This window comes from Streptosporangium sp. NPDC001559 (genome assembly GCF_042893955.1).
GTDB lineage: Bacteria > Actinomycetota > Actinomycetes > Streptosporangiales > Streptosporangiaceae > Streptosporangium.
In genome coordinates this window covers 171,919-191,653 of the sequence record NZ_JBIAVG010000013.1, presented here as the reverse complement: position 1 = coordinate 191,653, position 19,735 = coordinate 171,919, and the positions used below count along the sequence as shown (strand labels likewise).

The window sequence follows — 19,735 nt, the reverse complement described above, 5'->3', positions numbered from 1 at the left end:
CTAGGATGACAGTGTCCAATTGCCATTCACGAAACGGGTTCAACGACTCATGTCCGCCATAACCCGCGACGAGGTCGCTCACCTCGCCAGGCTGTCCCGGCTGGCGCTGGCCGACGAGGAACTCGACCACTTCGCCGCGCAGCTCGATGTGATCATCGGTGCGGTCGCCCGCGTCGCCGAGGTGGCGGCCGACGACATCCCGCCGTCCTCGCACGCGCTTCCGCTCACCAACGTCTACCGCCCAGACGAGGTACGGCCCGGCCTGACGCCGCAGGAGGCGCTGGCCGCCGCCCCGGCCGTCGAGGACGACCGCTTCCGTGTTCCGCGCATCCTCGGGGAGGAAGCATGAGCCTCGTCCACACCTCAGCCGCCGAACTCGGCGCGCTGGTCGCCGGCGGCGAGGTCTCGGCCGTCGAGGTCGCCCAGGCCCACCTCGACCGGATCGCCGAGGTCGAGCCGAAGGTCAACGCCTTCCTGCACGTCGACGCGGAGATGACGCTCGCGCAGGCCCGCGCCGTCGACGCCCGCCGGGCCGCCGGGGAGCGGCTCGGCCCGCTCGCGGGTGTGCCGATCGCGCACAAGGACGTCTTCACGACCACGGACATGCCGACCACGGCCGGTTCCAAGATCCTTGAGGGGTACCGCCCGCCGTACGACGCGACCGTGACCAGGCGGCTGCGCGAGGCGGGCCTGGTGATCCTCGGCAAGACCAACCTCGACGAGTTCGCGATGGGCTCCTCCACGGAGAACTCGGCCTACGGGCCGACCCGTAACCCGTGGGACCTGTCGCGCATCCCGGGTGGCTCCTCGGGCGGCTCCTCGGCCGCGGTCGCCGCCTACGAGGCCCCGCTGTCCACCGGCACCGACACCGGTGGCTCGATCCGCCAGCCCGCGGCCGTCACCGGCATCGTCGGCATGAAGCCGACCTACGGTGGCTCGTCCCGTTACGGGCTGATCGCCTTCGCCAGCTCCCTGGACACACCCGGCCCCTTCGCCCGCAACGTGCTGGACGCCGCGCTGCTGCACGAGGCCTTCTCCGGGCACGACCCGATGGACTCCACCTCCGTGGACGCCCCGGTGCCCTCCGTCGTCGAGGCGGCGCGCAACGGCGACGTCGCGGGGCTGCGCATCGGCGTGGTCAGGGAGTTCGGCGGTGACGGCTACCAGGCCGGGGTGCTCGCCCGCTTCCACGAGAGCGTCGAGCTGCTCGAATCACTCGGCGCCAAGGTCGTCGAGGTCTCCTGCCCGTCGTTCACCACGGCGCTGCCTGCCTACTACCTGATCGCGCCGTCCGAGGCCTCCTCCAACCTGGCCCGCTTCGACGCCATGCGGTACGGCCTGCGCGTCGGCGACGACGGCACGCGCAGCGCCGAGGAGGTCATGGCGCTGACCAGGGCCGCCGGGTTCGGTCCCGAGGTCAAGCGGCGCATCATCCTGGGCACCTACGCCCTGTCCAGCGGCTACTACGACGCCTACTACGGCCAGGCGCAGAAGGTCCGCACGCTGATCGCCCGCGACTTCGAGGCGGCCTTCAACCAGGTGGACGTGCTGGTCTCGCCGACCACGCCGACCACGGCGTTCCCGATCGGTGAGCGCGCGGACGACCCCATGGCGATGTACCTCGCCGACCTGTGCACCATCCCGACCAACCTGGCGGGCAACGCGGCCATCTCGGTGCCGTGCGGCCTGGCGGACGAGGACGGGCTGCCCGTCGGCCTGCAGATCATGGCCCCTGTGCTCGGCGACGACCGCTGTTACCGGGTCGGCGCCGCGGTGGAGAGGGCGCTGGAGGGCCGCTGGGGTGGCAGCCTGCTGTCCAAGGCCCCGGTGCTCTAGAGCCTGTCTGCCGATCTTCGCCGGGGCGAGGACCGGCCGGACGGGCGCCCCGCGAGGCGGAGGAGGAGCTCATAACGGGGTTATGGGTGACGACGACAACGCGGCGGGGCGCCGTCCAGGCGGCCGCGGTAGGCGAGAAGATCCACGGAACAGGTCCTAGGGCACAGGTAAGGCGAGAAAGGAAAACAGGGGGAAAGGCGGCATGATCACTCGGATCGAGATAGACGGGTTCAAGTCATTCTTGAACTTCGTCCTCGACGTGCCGCCCTTCCTGGTGCTGGTCGGCCCGAACTCCAGCGGCAAGTCGAACCTGTTCGACGCCCTGGACTTCGTGGCCGCCGAGGTCACCGGCCAGGGCGGTCTGCTGGGCGCCTCCAGGGGTCTGCCCGCCGAGCAGTTCCACCGGGTCGCGCGGGGGACGCCCGTGCCGGGGTTCGTCGTCTCCGTCGAGACCCTGGTCACCCCCGAGCCCGGAGCCCTGCTGCCGGTCAGGTTCGACGCGGGCGCGGAGATGGTCCTGAAGATCCCGAGGTCGAGCGGGGTCGTCGTCAGCCACGTGGCCAGCGACCTGCCGGAGGAACTCCTGGAGCTCATGGTCGAGGACCCCGAGCCCGAGGAGACGCCACGCCGTACGGTCACCACGTGGCGGCGCTACGTGCCGGAACCGCGGGTCATGCGCGGGCGCTGGCCCGCCGAGGACCGCGGGCCGCTGGCCGCGGACGGCCGCAACCTCGCGGCGGTGCTCGGGCGGATGGCCGGTACGGCGGCGCTCGCCGACCTGACGGCCGACCTCGCGGGAATCGTGCCCGACGTGGTCGCGCTGACGCCCAGGACCGAGCGGGAGGAGTGCTCCTTCGAACTGGTCGTCGACGGCCAGGGAAGCGTCCCGACGCCTCTGCTGTCCGACGGGACCCTGCGCGTCCTGGGCCTGCTGGCCGCCCTGCACGACCCCGACCACCCGGGCACCCTGCTGGTCGAGGAGTTCGAGAACGGCGTGCACCCGACACGGCTCGGTGAGCTGCTGCGACGGGTCAGGCAGCGGATCACCCGGCCGGGGGGCGTGGAGCCGCACCGGCAGGTGATTCTCACCACCCACTCGCCGGTGGTGGTCGCCGAGACCTACCGGGCCGACCCGGACGCGCTGACCTTCCTGGACACCGCGGTCCGTGTCGATCCCGACAGGGACCGGGTCTCCCGGGTGACCGTGGCCAAGTCCGTCCAGCCGGACGGCGAGCCGGGCACGTTCGTCTCGCCACGACAGGTCGGCAAATACCTCGGGACGGCGGCATGAGCCGTTCGCTGGTACCCGGCCTGATCGCCAGGGGAGAGGTCGAGGAGGGCTTCCTCGGCATCGTGATCTCCCGCCAGCTGCGCGAGCTGACCTGGATGTCCCCGCACACGGTGGACGTCGGGGCCACGGAGGTCGTCTCCTCCAGCAGGGAGGGCGTGGTCACGGCGCTTGAGGAGCTCGCCGCCGACTGCCACCTGCTGTTCACCCACGAGAGCGAGCGTGAGCGCGGCAAGGGCGACGGCGTCCGCTATCACTCGCACTACCTGGTGCCCGTCATCGGCCTGGGGGAGACGGAGCGGTGGCTGCTGGCCGACCGGGCGATGTGGGCCCGGCTTGAGGGCAGCGACCTCGGCCTGCTCCCCGCCCGTCCCCGCGACGCGGACAGGATCACCGACCCGGAGGCCGTGCTGGCCGCGACCGTTCCTCGGCGGGGCAAGCCGATCGGCGACTACCTCCAGTACGCGGGGCGCAACATGGACCTCGCCGTGCTGGCCCAGGTCCCCGGATACGCCGACTGGGTCGCCGAGACGAGGAACGCACTGAAAGGACTTGGTTACCTGTGAGCGGGAGAGGTCCCGGCACAGCGGGCGGAGCGGCGCGCAGGACGCGGGCGCTCCGCGGAGTGAACGAGGAGGGTGATCGACCGATGAGCGCGCGAGAGCCCGACGCAGCGGGCGGAGCGGCGCGCGAGGTGCGAGTCTCCCGCCCAGTCAACGAGGATTGGTGAACAACCGATGAGCACGGAAACGCTGATGCCGTACGACGAGGCGCTTGAGCGCTTCGAACCGGTGCTGGGCCTGGAGACGCACGTCGAGCTGGGCACGGCCTCGAAGATGTTCTGCGGCTGCCCGACCACGTTCGGCGCCCCGCCCAACACCCAGGTCTGCCCGGTCTGCCTGGCGCTGCCCGGGGCGCTGCCGACGGCCAACGCCGCCGCGATCGAGTCGACGATCCGCATCGGCCTTGCGCTCAACTGCTCCGTCGCCGAGTGGTGCCGCTTCGCCCGGAAGAACTACTTCTATCCGGACATGCCGAAGAACTACCAGATCAGCCAGTACGACGAGCCGCTCTGCTTCGACGGCTACCTCGACGTCGAGGTGGACGGCAAGACCGTGCGGATCGAGATCGAGCGGGTCCACCTGGAGGAGGACACCGGCAAGTCCACCCACGTGGGCGGCGCCACCGGGCGCATCCACGGCGCCGACTACTCGATCGTCGACTACAACCGCGCGGGCATCCCGCTGGTCGAGATCGTCACCAAGCCGATCCCGGGCACCGACCGGCTCGCCCCCGAGGTCGCCCGCGCCTACGCCACCGAACTGCGCGAGGTCATGCGCGCGCTCGGCGTCTCCGACGTGCGCATGGAGGAGGGCTCCATGCGGTGCGACGTGAACGTCTCCCTCATGCCGCGCGGAGCGACCGAGTGGGGCACCCGTACCGAGACCAAGAACGTCAACTCGCTGCGCAGCGTCGAGCGTTCGGTCCGCGGTGAGATCTCCCGTCAGGCCGCGATCCTGGCCGACGGCGGCGTGATCATCCAGGAGACCCGGCACTTCCACGAGGACACCGGCACCACGACCTCGGGGCGTTCGAAGGAGGAGGCGCAGGACTACCGCTACTTCCCCGAGCCCGACCTGGTGCCGATCGCGCCGGACCCCGCGTGGGTCGCCGAGCTGAAGGCCGCGCTGCCCGAGCTGCCGCGCGTACGGCGTCTGCGGCTCCAGCAGGAGTGGGGCGTGTCCGACCTGGACATGGAGTCCATGCACAACATCGACGCCATCGACCTGGTCGAGGCGACCGTCGCCGCCGGAGCCCCGCCCGCCGACGCCCGCAAGTGGTGGATGGGCGAGCTGGCCCGCAGGGCCAACGAGGCGGGTGTCTCGCTCGGCGAGCTGGCGATCACCCCTGACCAGATCGCCAGGGTGTGCGCGATGGTCGCCGGGGGAGCGCTGAACGACAAGCTGGCCCGCCAGGTGCTCGAAGGCGTGCTGAACGGCGAGGGCTCCCCCGACGAGGTGGTCGCCGCGCGCGGCCTGCAGATCGTCAACGACGAGGGTGAGCTTTCGGCGATCATCGACCAGGTGCTGGCGGACAACGCCGCCGCCGCGGAGAAGGTCCGCTCCGGCAAGATCGCCGCGGTCGGTGCCCTGGTCGGCGGCGTCATGAAGGCCAGCAGGGGCAAGGCTGACGCGGCCCGCGCCCGTGAACTCCTGCTGGAGAAGCTCGGCGTCTCCGAGTAGTCCCTCTGGAGGCAGCCAGATTTCGGCCGGCTTCGGCCGGTGAAAGGCCCCACCGATTCGGTGGGGCCTTTTTGTTATCTGGAAACCCACTTTCTCCCACTAAATGTGCATTGACTGGGGTTGTTAACTTCTTGCACAGTAATCACATTAATCTCCCCCTTCTCTCTGGTACCGCACAGCCCGAGATCGGAGAATTCCATGAAGAGACAACTGGCGCTCCTCGCCGTGCTCTCGGCCGCCGTCTGCGCGACGCCGGCCGTCGTCACCCCGGCACAGGCCGCCGTTTCCGCCGTCACGAGCGCTCGGGCGATCGACGCCATGGTCATCGCCAACGGCGTCCGGCTGAGATCGACCCCCGGTGGAAGCTGGGTGGTCGGTTACCTCTACTACGGGGATTACGGACAGATCCTCAGCGTCAGTTCGGGCACCTGGTGCCAGTTCAGACTCGGCGGAAGGTCGGCCTCGGGACTGCCCGCGGGAACCGTCGGATGGGCCTCCTGCTCATACTTCGCCACCGAGGACGGAGTGCGTTTCTCGCGCACGGCCGTCGACGCGCTCGGCGCCTGACGGGGACCGGGCCCGCCGTACGGACTCCTCTCCAGGTCCCGTACGGTGGGCCCGGTCCGGGGCGCGGAAAACCACTCCGACGGTGCCGGAAAAGGCGGGAAAGGGCTCTTGCGAAGCACGAACCATGCCGCAAACCCGCCATGCCGAGGTGATTTGTTACCGCTCACCAAGGGTGCCCGCGGACGGTTGTGGTTTAGGGTTGCCGGAAGCAGAGGCCACGAAGCAGGAGGAGCCTGAGGCAGTGCGGAACGGAGCGTCGACAGATCCGCCGACCGACCCGTTCGCGGCGGTGCCTCTGCCCTCGCATCCCGTTCCCCCGGGCGCCCGTGACCCCGCCCAGCCGCCGGGAAACAGGCCCAAGGGACGTTCGAAACTGCCCCCCGGCGTCTCCCCCGACATCTTCGGTCCCACCGGTTCGCCCGGCCTGCTCGGTCCGGCCGGCTCTCCCGGCGCGCGCGGCGCCGGTGGACGACAGGGCCCCGTGAACCCCGGCTCACCGGGATCCCCCGGTTCGCCCGGCCTGCCGCCGCCCACCCCCAAGCCGGAGCCCTGGCGGATGGCGGCCCCCCAGGACAAGGCCGCCCCGTCGCGTCAGGAGCCCGCACCCGGTGACGCGGGGCCTCCCCGGGGAGGATCACCCCGCACCGAGGGGGCACCCGCACGCCGTGGCGGACGCGGGCTGCTGCTGGCCCTGCTGCTCCTGCTGGTGCTCGGCTGCCTCGCCTACGGCATCCCCGCGATCGTCATGGCGGGCAAGATGCTGCCCGGCACCAACGTCAGGGGCGTCGACATCGGCGGGCTGACCGCGACCGAGGCCGCCGAACGGCTCAGGGACAAACTCGCCGCCCCCGCCACCAGCGCGATGACCCTGCGGGCCGCGGGCAAGGAGTACACCCTCGACCCCGAGGAGGCCGGGCTGGAGTTCGACGTCGTCGCGACGATCGACCAGGCACCGAGTGACTTCCCCTCGCCGGGAGAGGTCTGGCGGGCCCTCACCGGGACCAACGACCTGAACCCCAAGATCTCCGTCGACCCCGAACTCATGAAGAACGCCGTCAAGGGACTGGCGAGAAGGATCGATCTCAAGGTCAGGGACGGCGAGGTCACCTTCAAGGGCACCCGGCCCGTGGCCGTGGTCCCCAGGGACGGCCGCAGGCTGGAACAGGAGGCGGCGGCGGACGCCATCGCGAAGGCCTTCCTCGGCTCGCCCGGCGTCGTCGACCTACCCGTCTCGGTGATCAAACCGAAGGCCACCCCCGAGGCGGTCGAGCAGGCCAGGACCGAGGCGACCAAGGCGCTCTCCGGCCCGGTGACCCTGGTCCGCGGGGACAAACAGGTGCGGATGACGGCCGAGACCCTCGCCGCCCACCTGTCCTACGAACCCGGCCCGGAAGGCGAGATGCGCCCCGTCTTCGACGCCAGGGGCGCCGTCGCCGACCTGGAGAACGGACTCGTCGACCCCGACCTGGCCCCCAGGGAACCCACCTTCGAGATCGTCGGCGACAAGCCGAAGCTGGTCCCCGGCCACAAGGGACAGGGCGTCGACACCGGAAAGCTCGCCGACGACATGGCCGCCATGCTCGCCGAGGGCGGCGAGCGGACCGTCCAGGTCACGCTCACGACCGTCGAACCGAGACTCTCCGAGGCGCAGGCACGTGCCCTCGGCATCAAGGAGAAGATCAGCGAGTTCACCACCCCGTACGTCTGCTGCCCGCCCAGGGTGACCAACATCAGGACCCTGGCCAAGATCATGGACGGCTACATCGTCAAACCCGGTGAGACCTTCTCCCTCAACGGTGTCATCGGCGAACGCGACACGGCCCGGGGATTCGTCCCGGCGCCGATGATCCAGGGGGGCAGGCTGATCGACTCGGTCGGCGGCGGCATCTCCCAGTTCGTCACGACCATGTACAACGCGGTGTTCTTCGGCGGCCTCGAAGACGTCCAGCACGTGCCGCACGAGTTCTACATCTCGCGCTACCCGGCGGGCCGCGAGTCCACGGTCTCCTGGCCGGAGCCCGACTTCCGCTGGCGGAACGACTCCAAGTACGGCGTGCTGGTGAAGACCTCCTACACCGCGAGCGGCGTCACGGTCGCCTTCTGGAGCACCAAGCGCTACGACATCGAGTCGATCTCATCGGAACGTTACAATCTCACGCCGTTCAAGAGCGTGACCGAGAGCGGCCCGGGCTGCATCCCCATGGAAGGCCAGCAGGGCTTCACGATCGACGTCTGGCGGATCTTCAAGCAAGGCGGCGAAGAGATCAAACGCGTCAAGCAGACCACCGTCTACCGCCCCGAACTAAACCTGAAGTGCGTGGCGGGCGGAACCCCCCAGACGGAGTAATTTGCGCCGCCTTCGGCGTCGCGGGCTGTGTCTCTTTGCGCCGCCGAAGGCGCCGCAAAGAGGCACAGCGCGATAATCGGAGCCATGAGAATCTGGGTCCCCTCGCAGGCCGCGGCCGATGTCCTTCGTGATCTTCCCGATGTGGAGTGCGTCGTCTACGACGGGACCGGGCCGGCGCCCGAAGGGATCGGGGAGGTGGAGGTCTGGGTTCCGCCGTTGATCCCGCCCTCGCTGGTTCCCGAGCTGCTCGGTCGGATGCACGGGCTGCGGTTGCTGCAGACGGTCACCGCCGGGGTCGACGCCTACCGGCCCCACCTGCCCGAGGGCGTGGTGCTGTGCAACGCACGGGGTGTGCACGACGCGGGTACCGCGGAGTGGGTGGTCGGGGCCATGATCGCGGTGCTGCGGGAGTTCCCTGGGTTCGCCGCGGCTCAGGGGCGGGGAGAGTGGACCTACCATCACACCGGTGTGCTGGCCGACTCGACCGTGCTGGTCGTCGGGTACGGCTCGATCGGTCAGGCGCTCGAACGGCGGCTCGAAGGCTTCGAGGTGGACGTCGTGCGGGTCGCGCGGACGGCGCGGGAGGGCGTTCACGGGCAGGACGAGCTGCCCGAGCTGCTGCCGAAGGCGGATGTGGTCGTGCTGCTGGTGCCCGCGACCCCCGCGACCACGGGGCTGGTCGACGCGGCCTTCCTGGCGTCGATGCGGGACGGCGCCCTGCTGGTGAACGCGGCCAGGGGCGGGGTCGTCGAGACCGACGCGCTCGTGGCCGAGCTCGAACGGGGCAGGCTGATCGCCGCGCTCGACGTGACCGACCCGGAGCCGCTTCCCGCCGGTCACCCACTGTGGTCGGCGCCCGGGGTCTTCATCACCCCGCACGTCGCGGGAAGCACCCCCGCCTCGGGGCGGCGTCTGCTGAGGTTGCTGCGCTCGCAGCTGCTGAGACACCTCGCCGGAGAGCAGCTTAAAAACGTGATCACCGGTTCGTACTGACCGGGAAAGGATTCCCGACCGTGGCTGCCTCGTGACCTGGGGTGCGTACGGTGAATTACTGCGAGTCCGATCGCTCGCGCGGTTATCGGATCGGTGACGACTCCGGCGTTGTCACCATCCGCGTCGGCCGGAGAGCACACACTGATCGTGTGCCGTCGTGGGACGCGGAGGACGAAGGACGACGCGTTTTCGACGGCAACGCGGGCACGGCAAACAGAGACCGCCGCGCACGCGAGACGAACCGAAACCGATGGGCAGACGACATTGATCCGCTGGCGTGACCCCCGGGTAGCGCTGACCGCCGCGGCCTTGACCGGCGTGGTGGGGCTGGTTGCCGCCTTTCTCAGTGGTGCTGCCGTTGTGATCGTCGGCGCGGTCGCGGGCGTTACGGCCGCGGCGTTCGCCGCGTTCTCGCTGTTCGCCGCCGCGCGCCGTCCGTCCGACCGGGCCAGCGCGCTGGCCTGGCGCTGGCTCGCCGCGGGCAGCGCCACCTGGCTGGTCGGCATCGCCGTACGGCCGCTGGCCGACGGGACGCCCTTCGTGGTGACGTTCGCCGATCTGGTCCTGCTCGCGGGCACCGCGATGCTCGCCGTCGGCACCGGTCTGTGCGCGGTCAGACAGGCGCGTGGTCAGGCGCTGTTACGGGACCTGGCCGACGCCTATGTCTGCGCGGCCTCGCTCTTCGTCATCGGCTGGGTGTTGTTGTTCGGCCCCGCCTACCGCGACGCGGGTGACGCGGGCACCTTCGCGGTCACGCTCGCCTCACCGTTGCTCTGCCTGGTCCTGGCCTGCGCGGTCGGCCCGGCCGTCGTGCCCGCCAGGCGTTCGGCCTGGCCGGTCGGGCTCGCGGCGCTGGCCGTACTCGCGGCGGTCACCGCCTCGGAGACCGTCACCGCGCTGGCCAGGCTGACCGGCGACGAGCCGCCGCTGGGCCAGGTGTGGCTGGCGCCCGCGGCCTTCCTGCTGCTCGCCGCGGTCGCGTGGAGCGACCGTACGGCCCGCCCCGACATCTCCGGCGAGGACCGGGACGAGGCGGCGGGCGACACCACGGCGCAGGCCGTCGCGGAGTCCGCGACGGGGGAACAGCAGGAGACCGAGTCTTCTCCGGCGGAGGGCGAGACGGAGGAGCTGGTCGGTCAGACGGCCTCCTCGCTGCTGTCCGCCGCGCCGCTGGTCCTGGTCGTGGTCGCCGCCGTGGTCGTGCTCCTGCGGGTGCTCGGCGGCGGCGTCCAGGGGCCGGTGCCGGTCCTGGCGCTGGTCTCGGTGTCGGTCGTCGTCGTCCTGGTGCTGCGGCTGTTCGTCGTGCTGATGGAGACCGGCCGGATGCGGCGCCTGGTCGATCTCGGGGAACGGCAGCTGCACGACCTGGCGGAGAGCACCGGGGACGTGGTCCTGGTGTGCGACTACGAAGGCGTGGTGCGTGAGATCGGCGAGGGCGTCGAGACCACGTACGGCTACCGCCCCGAGGAGATCGTGGGCGGGAGGATCTTCGACTACATCCATCCGGAGGACGTGCCCGCCATCCAGGTGGCGATGCGCGCGATGAGCCTGGACGAGGAGTCCGCCGAGAGCGCGGGGACCTGCATGGTCGCCTGCCGGGTCAGGGCGTCGGACGGCACCTGGCGGCCGACGGAGTCGGTCGCGACCCGTCGGGTCCGCGGCGAGGAACTGCTGCTGGTGACCACCAGGGACGTCAGCGACCAGGAGGCCCTGCGCAACCAGGTCGCCCATCTGACCTTCCACGACGGTGTCACCGGACTGCCGAACCGGGCTTACTTCGAGGAGCGCACCCGGGAGGTGCTGGCCCGTCCCGGCGCGGGCGCCGCGGCCGTGGTCTTCCTCGATCTGGACGGTTTCACCGCGGTCAACGACTCGGTCGGCCACGCCAGCGGCGACTACCTGCTCGGCCAGGCGGCCCGCAGGCTGCGCGCGGCCGTACGCGCGGACGACACGCTGGCGCGGTGGGGCGGCGACGAGTTCGCGGTGCTGCTCGAAGGGGCGACGGACGCCCAGACTGCGGTCGACCTGGCCGAGCGCCTGGTCCGCACGGTCTCCTCCGAGCCGTTCCGGGTGGCGGACCGCGACGTCGCGCTGACCGCGAGCGTGGGGGTCGCCTTCGCCGACGAGGACGTCTCCTCGGCCGATCTGATCCGCAACGCGGACGTGGCGATGGCCCGTGCGAAGGAGCTCGGCGGGCGCCGGGTCGAGGTGTTCGCCGCGCACATGCACACCGATGTGGTCAGGCGCCTCGAACTGGCCGCCGACCTGCAGCGGGCGCTGCTGGAGAACCAGTTCGCCATCGAGTACCAGCCGGTCGTCGACCTGGCCACCTCGCGGGTCACCGCGGTCGAGGCGCTGGTGCGCTGGTGGCGGGGGAGCGCGTTCGTGCCGCCCGAGCTCTTCCTCGGCCCGGCGGAGGACACCGGCCTGATCGTGCCGTTGAGTGAGTGGATTCTGCGTGAGGCCTGCCGGGAGGTCGCCTCCTGGCACGCCTCCTCGTGGAAGATCGGCCTGTCGCTGAACCTGTCGGCCCGCCAGATCATGGCGCCGCGCTTCGTGGAGAGCGTCGAGTCGGCCCTGTCGGAGAGCGGCCTGCCGCCCAGCGCGCTGACCCTGGAGGTCATCGAGGAGATGCTGGTCGAGGACGCGGAGGAGACCGTCAACCGGCTCTCTGAGCTGCGTGAGCTGGGCGTACGGCTGGCCATCGACGACTTCGGCACCGGTTACGCCTCGCTCGCCCTGCTGCGGCAGCTCCCGGTCGACATGATCAAGATCGACCCGTCGTTCGTCTCGGGTCTCGGACGCGACGAGACGCTGACCCTGCTGACCCGCACGATCGTACGGCTCGGCCACGATCTCGGCCTGATCGTGGTCGCCGAGGGCATCGAGCGTCAGGAACAGCTCGAACTGCTGCGTGAGATGGGTTGCACCAGGGGTCAGGGCTTCCTGGTCGCGCGGCCGATGGCGGCGCGCGGGGTCGACTCGCTCATGCACACGGACATGCCGAGTATGCCGAGCGGCGTCTGACGGACCGGTCGGCCGTCGAAGGTCGTTTTACCTGGTCAGCGACCTGGAGTGGGAAAGGTGTCGTCCAGGTTCCCGTATTTTTCCGTCTCGGATCGTGAGATCCCCGTCCCATGAATTTGACGTGGGCCCGGTGCGTCGGCCATGGTGGACCCATGCATCACCGTGGGATTCTCGTAGTACTTCGCCGGCGCGCGGGCCGATAGCGAAGCATCTCGTCCTGCGCGCCGCCCCAGATCCGCCATCCCCGGCGGGATGGGGCATTTTTTATGCCGTTGTAGAGCTCAACCCCATCAAACATGCTCAGCCACACAAGGAACGAGCCGATGACCGAACAGATGACAGGAGCCCAGGCCCTCGTGAGGGCACTGGAGAACGTCGGAGTCGACACTGTGTTCGGGATTCCGGGCGGCGCGATTCTTCCCGCCTACGATCCCCTATACGACTCTGTCAAGGTCCGGCACGTGCTCGTACGGCACGAGCAGGGCGCCGGACACGCCGCCCAGGGCTACGCCCAGGCCACGGGCAAGGTCGGGGTCTGCATGGCGACCAGCGGCCCGGGAGCGACCAACCTGGTCACGCCGATCGCCGACGCCTACATGGACTCGGTCCCGATCGTCGCGATCACCGGCCAGGTGACCAGCGCGGCCATCGGCACCGACGCCTTCCAGGAAGCCGACATCTCCGGCATCACCATGCCGATCACCAAGCACAACTTCCTGGTGACCGACCCGGCCGACATCGCCAGGACGATCGTCGAGGCCTTCCACATCGCGGGGACGGGCCGTCCCGGGCCGGTGCTCGTGGACATCTCCAAGGACGCGCTGACCAACAAGACCGTCTTCCAGTGGCCTCCGGTGATGCAGCTTCCCGGCTACCGCCCGGTGACCAGGCCGCACTCCAAGCAGATCCGCGAGGCGGCCAAGCTGATCGCGGAGTCCAAGCGCCCGGTCCTGTACGTGGGCGGCGGCGTGCACAAGGCCGGGGCGGCCGGGGAACTGCTGGAGTTCGCGGAGCTGACCGGCATCCCCGTGGTCACCACGCTGATGGCGCGCGGCACCTTCCCCGACAGTCACCGCCAGCACCTGGGCATGCCCGGCATGCACGGCTCGGTGCCCGCCGTCGGCGCGCTGCAGCGGGCCGACCTGCTCATCGGGCTCGGCGTCCGCTTCGACGACCGCGTCACCGGCAACCTGGACAGCTTCGCGCCGTACGCCAAGATCGTCCACGCCGACATCGACCCGGCGGAGATCTCCAAGAACCGGCACGCCGACGTCCCGATCGTCGGTGACTGCAAGGAGGTCATCACCGAGCTGATCAACGCGGTGCGCAACGAGAACCGCAAGGGCGACTACAGCGAGTGGTGGAGCCAGCTCGACGCCTACCGGGAGACCTACCCGCTTGGCTACACCGAGTTCGAGGACGGCTCCATCGCCCCGCAGTACGTCATGCAGCGGCTGAGCGCGGTCGTCGGCCCCGACGCGATCTACACCGCGGGCGTCGGCCAGCACCAGATGTGGGCCTCCCAGTTCATCGGCTACGAGAACCCTGGTTCCTTCATCAACTCCGGCGGCGCGGGCACGATGGGCTTCGCGGTCCCCGCCGCGATGGGGGCGAAGATGGGCAGGCCGGACAGCACGGTGTGGGCCATCGACGGCGACGGCTGTTTCCAGATGACCAACCAGGAACTGGCCACCTGCGCCATCGAGGGCGTGCCGATCAAGGTCGCGATCATCAACAACGGCAACCTCGGCATGGTCAGGCAGTGGCAGACGCTCTTCTACAACCAGCGCTACTCCAACACCAACCTGCAGACGGTCCGCCGCATCCCCGACTTCGTGAAGCTCGCCGAGGCCTACGGTTGCGTCGGCCTGCGCTGTGAGCGCCCGGAGGACGTGGACGAGGTCATCAAGAAGGCCATGGAGATCAACGACGTGCCCGTCGTGATCGACTTCGTCGTCCACGAGGACGCCATGGTCTGGCCGATGGTCGCGGCCGGGACCAGCAACGACGACATCAAGTTCGCCCGTGACATGGCGCCCGTCTGGGACAGCGAGGACTAGCGGTGGGCGAGCGGACCGACAGGCACAGCGGTGTTCCGGCGGACGGCCGGGCGAAGGGAATGGCATGAGCAGGCACACGCTCTCCGTGCTGGTCGAGAACAAGCCGGGCGTGCTCGCGCGCGTCGCGGCGTTGTTCAGCCGCCGCGGATTCAACATAGACTCGCTGGCGGTCGGGCCGACCGAGCACGAGGACATCTCCCGGATGACCATCGTGGTCAACGTCGAAGACCTCCCGCTTGAGCAGGTCACCAAGCAGCTCAACAAGCTGATCAACGTGCTCAAGATCGTGGAGCTCGACCCGGCTCAGGCCGTGCACCGTGAACTCACCCTGATCAAGGTGCGGGCCGACGCCGAGAACCGTTCGAGCGTGCTTGAGTTGGTCAACCTCTTCCGGGCGCGCTGCGTGGACGTGGCTCCGGACGCCGTGACGATCGAGGTCACCGGCACTCCGGACAAGCTGCAGGCCTTCATCAAGCTGCTGGAGCCGTACGGCATCAAGGAGCTTGTCCAGTCGGGCATGGTGGCCATCGGCCGCGGTGCCCGTTCCATCACCGACCGTTCTCTCCGGGCCCTGGACCGGAGCGCGTAGACCGTACGAGCCGTACGGGAAAACCCGAAAGGTTAAGAGAGTGACTGAGATCTTCTACGACGACCAGGCCGACCTGTCGATCATCCAGGGCCGGCACGTGGCCGTCCTGGGCTACGGCAGCCAGGGCCACGCCCACGCGCTCTCCCTGCGTGACTCCGGCGTGGACGTCCGGGTCGGCCTGCCCGAGGGCTCCAAGAGCCGCGAGAAGGCGGAGGCCGACGGCCTGCGCGTCGTCTCGCCCTCGGAGGCCGTCGAAGAGGCCGACCTGACCATGATCCTCGCGCCGGACCACATCCAGCGCCACCTCTACGCCGAGCACGTGGCCCCGAACCTCGTCGAGGGCGACGCGCTGTTCTTCGGCCACGGCCTGAACATCCGCTACGGCCTCATCGAGGCGCCGGAGGGCGTCGACGTGGCCATGGTCGCCCCCAAGGGCCCGGGTCACCTCGTCCGCCGCCAGTACACCGCCGGGCGCGGTGTGCCCTGCCTCGTCGCCGTCGAGAAGGACGCCAGCGGCAACGCCTGGGACCTGGCCCTGTCCTACGCCAAGGGCATCGGCGGCACCCGCGCGGGCGCGCTGAAGACGACCTTCACCGAGGAGACCGAGACCGACCTGTTCGGCGAGCAGGCCGTCCTGTGCGGTGGTGTCTCCGAGCTGATCAAGGCCGGGTTCGAGACCCTGATCGAGGCCGGTTACCAGCCCGAGGTCGCCTACTTCGAGTGCCTGCACGAGATGAAGCTGATCGTCGACCTCATGTACGAGGGCGGCATCCACAAGATGTACTGGTCGGTCTCCGACACCGCCGAGTACGGCGGCTACTCCCGTGGCCCGCGCGTGGTCACCAAGGAGACCAAGGAGGAGATGCGCCGCATCCTCGCCGAGATCCAGTCGGGTGAGTTCGCCAAGGAGCTCGTCGAGGAGTTCGACAGCGGCCAGAAGAAGTTCACCGCCTACCGCGAGGAGCTGGCCGAGCACCCGATCGAGAAGACCGGCGCCAAGCTGCGTCCGATGATGAGCTGGCTCAAGTAGCCGGGCTCGCCAGGGCGGTCGCCGTACGGCCCGCGTCCCCGCGACGGTTCACGTCACGGGGGCGCGGGCCGTACGCGTCTCCCGCCCGGGTCAGTGCCTGGCGAAGTCCTGCGTCCAGTAGACACGGCCGCGCGGGCTGGTGGCCATGCCGATCCCGACGTGGGTGTAGGAGCAGGTCATGATGTTGCGCCGGTGGCCCGCGCTGTTCATCCAGGCCTTGACCACCTCGGCCGGGGTCCGCTGACCCCAGGCCATGTTCTCCGCCCACGCCGACAGCGGGCTGAACCCGGACGCCTTGATCCGGCTGTCCATGGTCCTGCCGTCCTTGGACGTGTGCTCGAAGTAGTCGTTGGCCGCCATGTCGGCGGAATGCCCCTGGGCGACCGCGCGCAGCCGGGAGTCGTCCTTGAGGGCGGGGCAGCCTCCGGCCCGTCGTTCGGCGTTGGTCAGCCGGAGCACCTCCTGAACGGCCTTGGGGACGCCGCACGACAGGGTGGCGTTCTGCGAACGGCCGGTGTTGCCCTGGTCGTCGGCGACGACGGCGTAGTAGACACCGGAGACGCACGGCGCCGTCGCGGTGACCCGTCCGTTGACGCCCCGCCGGGAGGCGCTTCCGACGGCCGGGTCGGTGCCGGTCTTCGCCTGCATGATCCGGATGCGGACCAGGGCGCTCCCGGTGCAGCCGACCCGGATGGCGGAGGCCTGGATCTTCTCCGCGGAGGACACGGCCGGGGCGGCGGCGTAGACGCGGCACTCGGCCTGCCGTACCTGCGGCACCGTCACGACTTGGGCACTCTGGGCGGTGGCGCTCGGTGCGCCGAGCGCCACCAGGCCCCCGGCACAGGCGAGTATCCCCAGAGGTCTGCGCATGGTGGTTCCTCCAGATCGTTGGGCGCTGGATGGGTTCCGCATTCTTCCGGGGGCGTGCCGCCCGTGTCACCACATCGCGGCCGACGATCACGGGCTCCGGGTTCGCGCGACGATCCGGAAACGTTTCCGCCCTCGGGGACCGTCACCCGGGAGACCGTGCGCTTGAATGTGGCCATGGTCACGCCGGCGCCCGTCCCCGCACCCCTGATCGTTCCCCGTGCGGTGCGTGTCGGCTACGGTGTCGGCTCGGTCTGCACTGGAACGTTCTCCACGGTCCCCGGTCTGCTGCTGCTGTTCTACATGACGAACGTGCTGGCGGTTCCCGCGTGGGCCGCCGGGCTCGTGGTCTTCCTGCCCAAGCTGTGGGACATGGTCCTCGACCCCTGGGTGGGGCGCCGCTCCGACCACACGGTCTCCAGGTTCGGCGCGCGCCGTCCCTGGATGCTGCTCGGCGCGCTCACCCTTCCGGTGATGTTCGCGCTGATGTTCGCCGGGCCGCCGCTCACGGGTCTGCCCGCCGCGCTGTACGTCGCGGTCTGCTATCTGGCCACCGCGACCGCCTACGCCTTCTACGAGGTGCCCTACAAGGCGATGGCCGCGGAGATGACCGACGACTACCACGAGCGTTCCGCGCTGCTGCAGTGGAAGATGGCCTTCGTCGGGGGAGCGATCCTGCTGTCCGGCTCCGTCGCTCCGGCGATCGCGGGCGACGAGGTCTCCGGTTATCGGCTGATGGGCCTGCTGGTCGCGGCGGTGCTGCTGGCCTCCATGCTCGCCTCCTTCTTCGGTACGGCCCGTGTCCCCGCCACCCCCGCCCCCGCCGTCACCGGGGCGCGCGGGGCGGGGCCGTCGATCAGGACCCAGTTCGCCGAGGCCAGGTCGAGTGGGGCGTTCATGCCGCTGCTCGCGCTGGGCTGCGCGCAGATGTTCGCCGCGGGGGTGCTGCTCGCGGGCGCGCCGTACTTCGCCACCTACATCCTGGGCGATCCGGGGGCCGTCACCACGCTCTTCATGTGCGTCGTCGGGCCGCTGCTGGTCACGATGCCGTTGTGGGTGCGGCTGTCCCGGCGCTACGACAAACGGGGCGCGATGGCTCTGGGGTCGGCGCTGTTCGCGGCGGGCGCGGCGGGAACGGCCCTCTCGGGAAGCCTGGGGCCCGTCTACGCGCATCTGTGCCTGCTCGTCGTCGGTGTCGGCTATGCCGGGCTGCAGCTGCTGCAGGTCTCGATGCTGGCCGACGTCGTGGCCCACGACACGCTGGTGACCGGCGGGCGCCGCGCCGGCTCGTTCACCGGGCTCTGGGCGGCGTGCGAGACCGTGGTCTTCGCGCTGGGCGCGCTGGTGCTCGGCTGGCTGCTCGGCGCGGCGGGCTTCGTCGAGTCGGGCCCGGCGAACCCGGTCGCGCAGCCGGAGGCCGCGGTCGCGGTCACCCTGTACGGCGGGACACTGCTGCCCGCCCTCTTCGCCGGAATCAGCCTGCTGCTGGCCAGGCGCTATCCCCTGACCGCGCGGACGCTCGCGGCCAGAGGGGTCACCCCATCTGGGGAGTGATCACCAGGAAGACGCAGTCTCCGAAGGACACGACGTCTCCGGCGCGGACCTTCGCCGGGCCGACCAGCCGCCAGTCGTTGAGCCGGGTGCCGTTGAGCGAGCCGAGGTCGACGACGATCCAGCCCTCCCCGTCGCGGCGCAGTTCGGCGTGGATCCGGGAGACGGTCAGGTCGGCCAGGACCAGGTCACAGGCGGAACCCCGGCCGACCACGTAGCGGGTGCGGTTGTCCCCGGGCAGCGCGAGCCTGGGCAGTCTCGGGCGTCGCCAGGCGGACTCCACCCGTTTGGTGAAGTCGGAGGCCGAGGAGACGATCTCGGTGACCATCCGGCGGAAGCGGCCGCGTTGCGGCAGATCGGCGACCAGGTTCTCCAGCTCGCCCTGGCTCTGGGCGCGCAGGGCCATGTCCACCCGGCCGAGGAACGTGTCGTGCGAGAGGTGACCCTCGACGGCGCGGTCACGAAGCTCGTTGATCGCACGATCGCGGTCCCCGTCGGAGGCGCGGGCCGGGGGATGCGTCGAGCTCATCCCCCGAGTATCCGCCCCCGCGGTGGAACCTGTCCAGAATATGCGGATCTCTTGCGACAACTATACTCGGTATGCATACTCGGTATTCATGGCGATCAAGCAAGGACTTCTCGCTCTGCTGAGCCGGGGACCCCGCTACGGCTATCAGTTGCGAGCCGAGTTCGAGGCGTCGACGGGGGCGACCTGGCCGCTCAACATCGGCCAGGTCTACACGACGCTCTCCCGCCTGGAGCGTGACGGCCTGGTGACACCCGGCGAGCAGGACGAGCAGGGCCGGGTCGTCTACACGATCACCGAGGCCGGTCTGACCGAGATGGAGCGATGGTTCGGCACCCCCGTCGCTCAGTCGGACCGGCCTCGGGACGAACTCGTCATCAAGCTCGCCATGGCGGTCGCCGCCGGCGCCGACGTACGGCCTGTCATCCAGGCCCAGCGCGTGGCGACCATGAGCACGCTGCAGGAACTGACCCGGGCGAAACGGGCGAACGCGGAGAGCCCGGCGCAACGGCTGGTCATCGACTCGATGATCTTCCAGGCGGAGGCCGAACAGCGCTGGCTCGACCACTGCGAGGCCGTGCTCACGGCCTCCTTCCAGACGCAGGAGAGACATCGATGAGCACAGAACCGGTCCTACGGCTCACGGACGTGACCCGCGTCCACGGCGAGGGGTCGCAGGCCGTACGGGCGTTGCGGGGGGTGAGCCTGGACGTGGCGGCGGGGGAGCTGATCGCGGTGATGGGGCCCTCCGGCTCCGGCAAACCCGGTATGGAGTTGTTACACTTCTTTCGCTGGGCTCGATAGGCCCTGT

The 19,735-nt window shown here is 70.0% G+C and carries 17 protein-coding genes; 15 read left to right on the top strand and 2 right to left on the bottom strand.

Annotation, left to right across the window (positions count from 1 at the left end):
* Positions 1 to 49: 49 nt before the first annotated feature.
* From gatC to ilvC, 12 genes are all read left to right on the top strand, one after another.
* Positions 50 to 349 (top strand): Asp-tRNA(Asn)/Glu-tRNA(Gln) amidotransferase subunit GatC, encoded by a 300-nt coding sequence (gene gatC, locus ACFYY8_RS27870; RefSeq protein ID WP_352010217.1) that lies wholly within the window; start codon positions 50 to 52, stop codon positions 347 to 349.
* The gene (gene gatA, locus ACFYY8_RS27865) at positions 346 to 1,836 is read left to right on the top strand and encodes an Asp-tRNA(Asn)/Glu-tRNA(Gln) amidotransferase subunit GatA (protein WP_390045849.1); all 1,491 of its coding nucleotides are present in this window, start codon (positions 346 to 348) and stop codon (positions 1,834 to 1,836) included. The genes gatC and gatA overlap by 4 nt, the downstream gene beginning before the upstream one ends.
* A gap of 202 nt (positions 1,837 to 2,038) precedes the next feature.
* Positions 2,039 to 3,127, top strand: a complete 1,089-nt coding sequence (locus ACFYY8_RS27860) for an AAA family ATPase (protein ID WP_390045847.1) — start codon at positions 2,039 to 2,041, stop codon at positions 3,125 to 3,127.
* On the top strand, positions 3,124 to 3,690 hold the full coding sequence (locus ACFYY8_RS27855; protein ID WP_390045845.1) for a hypothetical protein: 567 nt from the start codon (positions 3,124 to 3,126) through the stop codon (positions 3,688 to 3,690). The genes ACFYY8_RS27860 and ACFYY8_RS27855 overlap by 4 nt, the downstream gene beginning before the upstream one ends.
* A gap of 171 nt (positions 3,691 to 3,861) precedes the next feature.
* Entirely contained in the window at positions 3,862 to 5,367 is a 1,506-nt protein-coding gene (gene gatB, locus ACFYY8_RS27850) for an Asp-tRNA(Asn)/Glu-tRNA(Gln) amidotransferase subunit GatB (protein WP_390045843.1), read from the top strand.
* A gap of 198 nt (positions 5,368 to 5,565) precedes the next feature.
* Positions 5,566 to 5,934, top strand: a complete 369-nt coding sequence (locus ACFYY8_RS27845; RefSeq protein ID WP_390045841.1) for an SH3 domain-containing protein — start codon at positions 5,566 to 5,568, stop codon at positions 5,932 to 5,934.
* Positions 5,935 to 6,175: 241 nt separating this feature from the next.
* Positions 6,176 to 8,281, top strand: a complete 2,106-nt coding sequence (locus ACFYY8_RS27840) for a VanW family protein (RefSeq protein WP_390045839.1) — start codon at positions 6,176 to 6,178, stop codon at positions 8,279 to 8,281.
* Positions 8,282 to 8,365: 84 nt separating this feature from the next.
* On the top strand, positions 8,366 to 9,274 hold the full coding sequence (locus tag ACFYY8_RS27835) for a 2-hydroxyacid dehydrogenase (RefSeq protein ID WP_390045837.1): 909 nt from the start codon (positions 8,366 to 8,368) through the stop codon (positions 9,272 to 9,274).
* A gap of 360 nt (positions 9,275 to 9,634) precedes the next feature.
* Entirely contained in the window at positions 9,635 to 12,301 is a 2,667-nt protein-coding gene (locus tag ACFYY8_RS27830; RefSeq protein WP_390045835.1) for a putative bifunctional diguanylate cyclase/phosphodiesterase, read from the top strand.
* 296 nt (positions 12,302 to 12,597) lie between these two features.
* On the top strand, positions 12,598 to 14,361 hold the full coding sequence (locus ACFYY8_RS27825; RefSeq protein WP_390045833.1) for an acetolactate synthase large subunit: 1,764 nt from the start codon (positions 12,598 to 12,600) through the stop codon (positions 14,359 to 14,361).
* A 64-nt stretch (positions 14,362 to 14,425) separates the two neighbouring features.
* Complete coding sequence (gene ilvN, locus ACFYY8_RS27820) at positions 14,426 to 14,950, top strand: acetolactate synthase small subunit (RefSeq protein ID WP_184720112.1); 525 nt, start codon at positions 14,426 to 14,428, stop codon at positions 14,948 to 14,950.
* Positions 14,951 to 14,999: 49 nt separating this feature from the next.
* Entirely contained in the window at positions 15,000 to 15,980 is a 981-nt protein-coding gene (ilvC, locus tag ACFYY8_RS27815; RefSeq protein ID WP_352010725.1) for a ketol-acid reductoisomerase, read from the top strand.
* A 90-nt stretch (positions 15,981 to 16,070) separates the two neighbouring features.
* Here the strand turns inward: ilvC and ACFYY8_RS27810 are convergent, their stop codons facing one another.
* A complete protein-coding gene (locus ACFYY8_RS27810; protein ID WP_390045831.1) occupies positions 16,071 to 16,850 on the bottom strand; it encodes a CAP domain-containing protein in 780 nt (259 codons plus the stop codon).
* A 174-nt stretch (positions 16,851 to 17,024) separates the two neighbouring features.
* Here ACFYY8_RS27810 and ACFYY8_RS27805 point away from each other — a divergent pair, with 174 nt between their 5' ends.
* On the top strand, positions 17,025 to 18,401 hold the full coding sequence (locus tag ACFYY8_RS27805; RefSeq protein ID WP_390045829.1) for an MFS transporter: 1,377 nt from the start codon (positions 17,025 to 17,027) through the stop codon (positions 18,399 to 18,401).
* Here the strand turns inward: ACFYY8_RS27805 and ACFYY8_RS27800 are convergent.
* Positions 18,382 to 18,927 (bottom strand): FHA domain-containing protein, encoded by a 546-nt coding sequence (locus tag ACFYY8_RS27800; RefSeq protein ID WP_390045827.1) that lies wholly within the window; start codon positions 18,925 to 18,927, stop codon positions 18,382 to 18,384. The two genes, ACFYY8_RS27805 and ACFYY8_RS27800, sit on opposite strands and share 20 nt — an antisense overlap.
* A gap of 88 nt (positions 18,928 to 19,015) precedes the next feature.
* Between ACFYY8_RS27800 and ACFYY8_RS27795 the strand changes: the two genes are divergently transcribed.
* Positions 19,016 to 19,543, top strand: coding sequence for a PadR family transcriptional regulator (locus ACFYY8_RS27795; RefSeq protein ID WP_390045825.1), 528 nt, complete (start codon positions 19,016 to 19,018; stop codon positions 19,541 to 19,543).
* Entirely contained in the window at positions 19,540 to 19,728 is a 189-nt protein-coding gene (locus ACFYY8_RS27790; protein ID WP_390045823.1) for a hypothetical protein, read from the top strand. The genes ACFYY8_RS27795 and ACFYY8_RS27790 overlap by 4 nt, the downstream gene beginning before the upstream one ends.
* Positions 19,729 to 19,735 lie beyond the last annotated feature (7 nt).

What these genes read in the sequence shown, in the direction of transcription:
- gatC (WP_352010217.1), top strand. Translation starts at nt 50, where the DNA reads ATGTCCGCCATAACCCGCGACGAGGTCGCTCACCTCGCCAGGCTGTCC.
- gatA (WP_390045849.1), top strand. Translation starts at nt 346, where the DNA reads ATGAGCCTCGTCCACACCTCAGCCGCCGAACTCGGCGCGCTGGTCGCC.
- ACFYY8_RS27860 (WP_390045847.1), top strand. Translation starts at nt 2,039, where the DNA reads ATGATCACTCGGATCGAGATAGACGGGTTCAAGTCATTCTTGAACTTC.
- ACFYY8_RS27855 (WP_390045845.1), top strand. Translation starts at nt 3,124, where the DNA reads ATGAGCCGTTCGCTGGTACCCGGCCTGATCGCCAGGGGAGAGGTCGAG.
- gatB (WP_390045843.1), top strand. Translation starts at nt 3,862, where the DNA reads ATGAGCACGGAAACGCTGATGCCGTACGACGAGGCGCTTGAGCGCTTC.
- ACFYY8_RS27845 (WP_390045841.1), top strand. Translation starts at nt 5,566, where the DNA reads ATGAAGAGACAACTGGCGCTCCTCGCCGTGCTCTCGGCCGCCGTCTGC.
- ACFYY8_RS27835 (WP_390045837.1), top strand. Translation starts at nt 8,366, where the DNA reads ATGAGAATCTGGGTCCCCTCGCAGGCCGCGGCCGATGTCCTTCGTGAT.
- ACFYY8_RS27825 (WP_390045833.1), top strand. Translation starts at nt 12,598, where the DNA reads ATGCTCAGCCACACAAGGAACGAGCCGATGACCGAACAGATGACAGGA.
- ilvN (WP_184720112.1), top strand. Translation starts at nt 14,426, where the DNA reads ATGAGCAGGCACACGCTCTCCGTGCTGGTCGAGAACAAGCCGGGCGTG.
- ACFYY8_RS27810 (WP_390045831.1), bottom strand. Translation starts at nt 16,850, where the DNA reads ATGCGCAGACCTCTGGGGATACTCGCCTGTGCCGGGGGCCTGGTGGCG.
- ACFYY8_RS27805 (WP_390045829.1), top strand. Translation starts at nt 17,025, where the DNA reads ATGGTCACGCCGGCGCCCGTCCCCGCACCCCTGATCGTTCCCCGTGCG.
- ACFYY8_RS27800 (WP_390045827.1), bottom strand. Translation starts at nt 18,927, where the DNA reads ATGAGCTCGACGCATCCCCCGGCCCGCGCCTCCGACGGGGACCGCGAT.
- ACFYY8_RS27795 (WP_390045825.1), top strand. Translation starts at nt 19,016, where the DNA reads ATGGCGATCAAGCAAGGACTTCTCGCTCTGCTGAGCCGGGGACCCCGC.
- ACFYY8_RS27790 (WP_390045823.1), top strand. Translation starts at nt 19,540, where the DNA reads ATGAGCACAGAACCGGTCCTACGGCTCACGGACGTGACCCGCGTCCAC.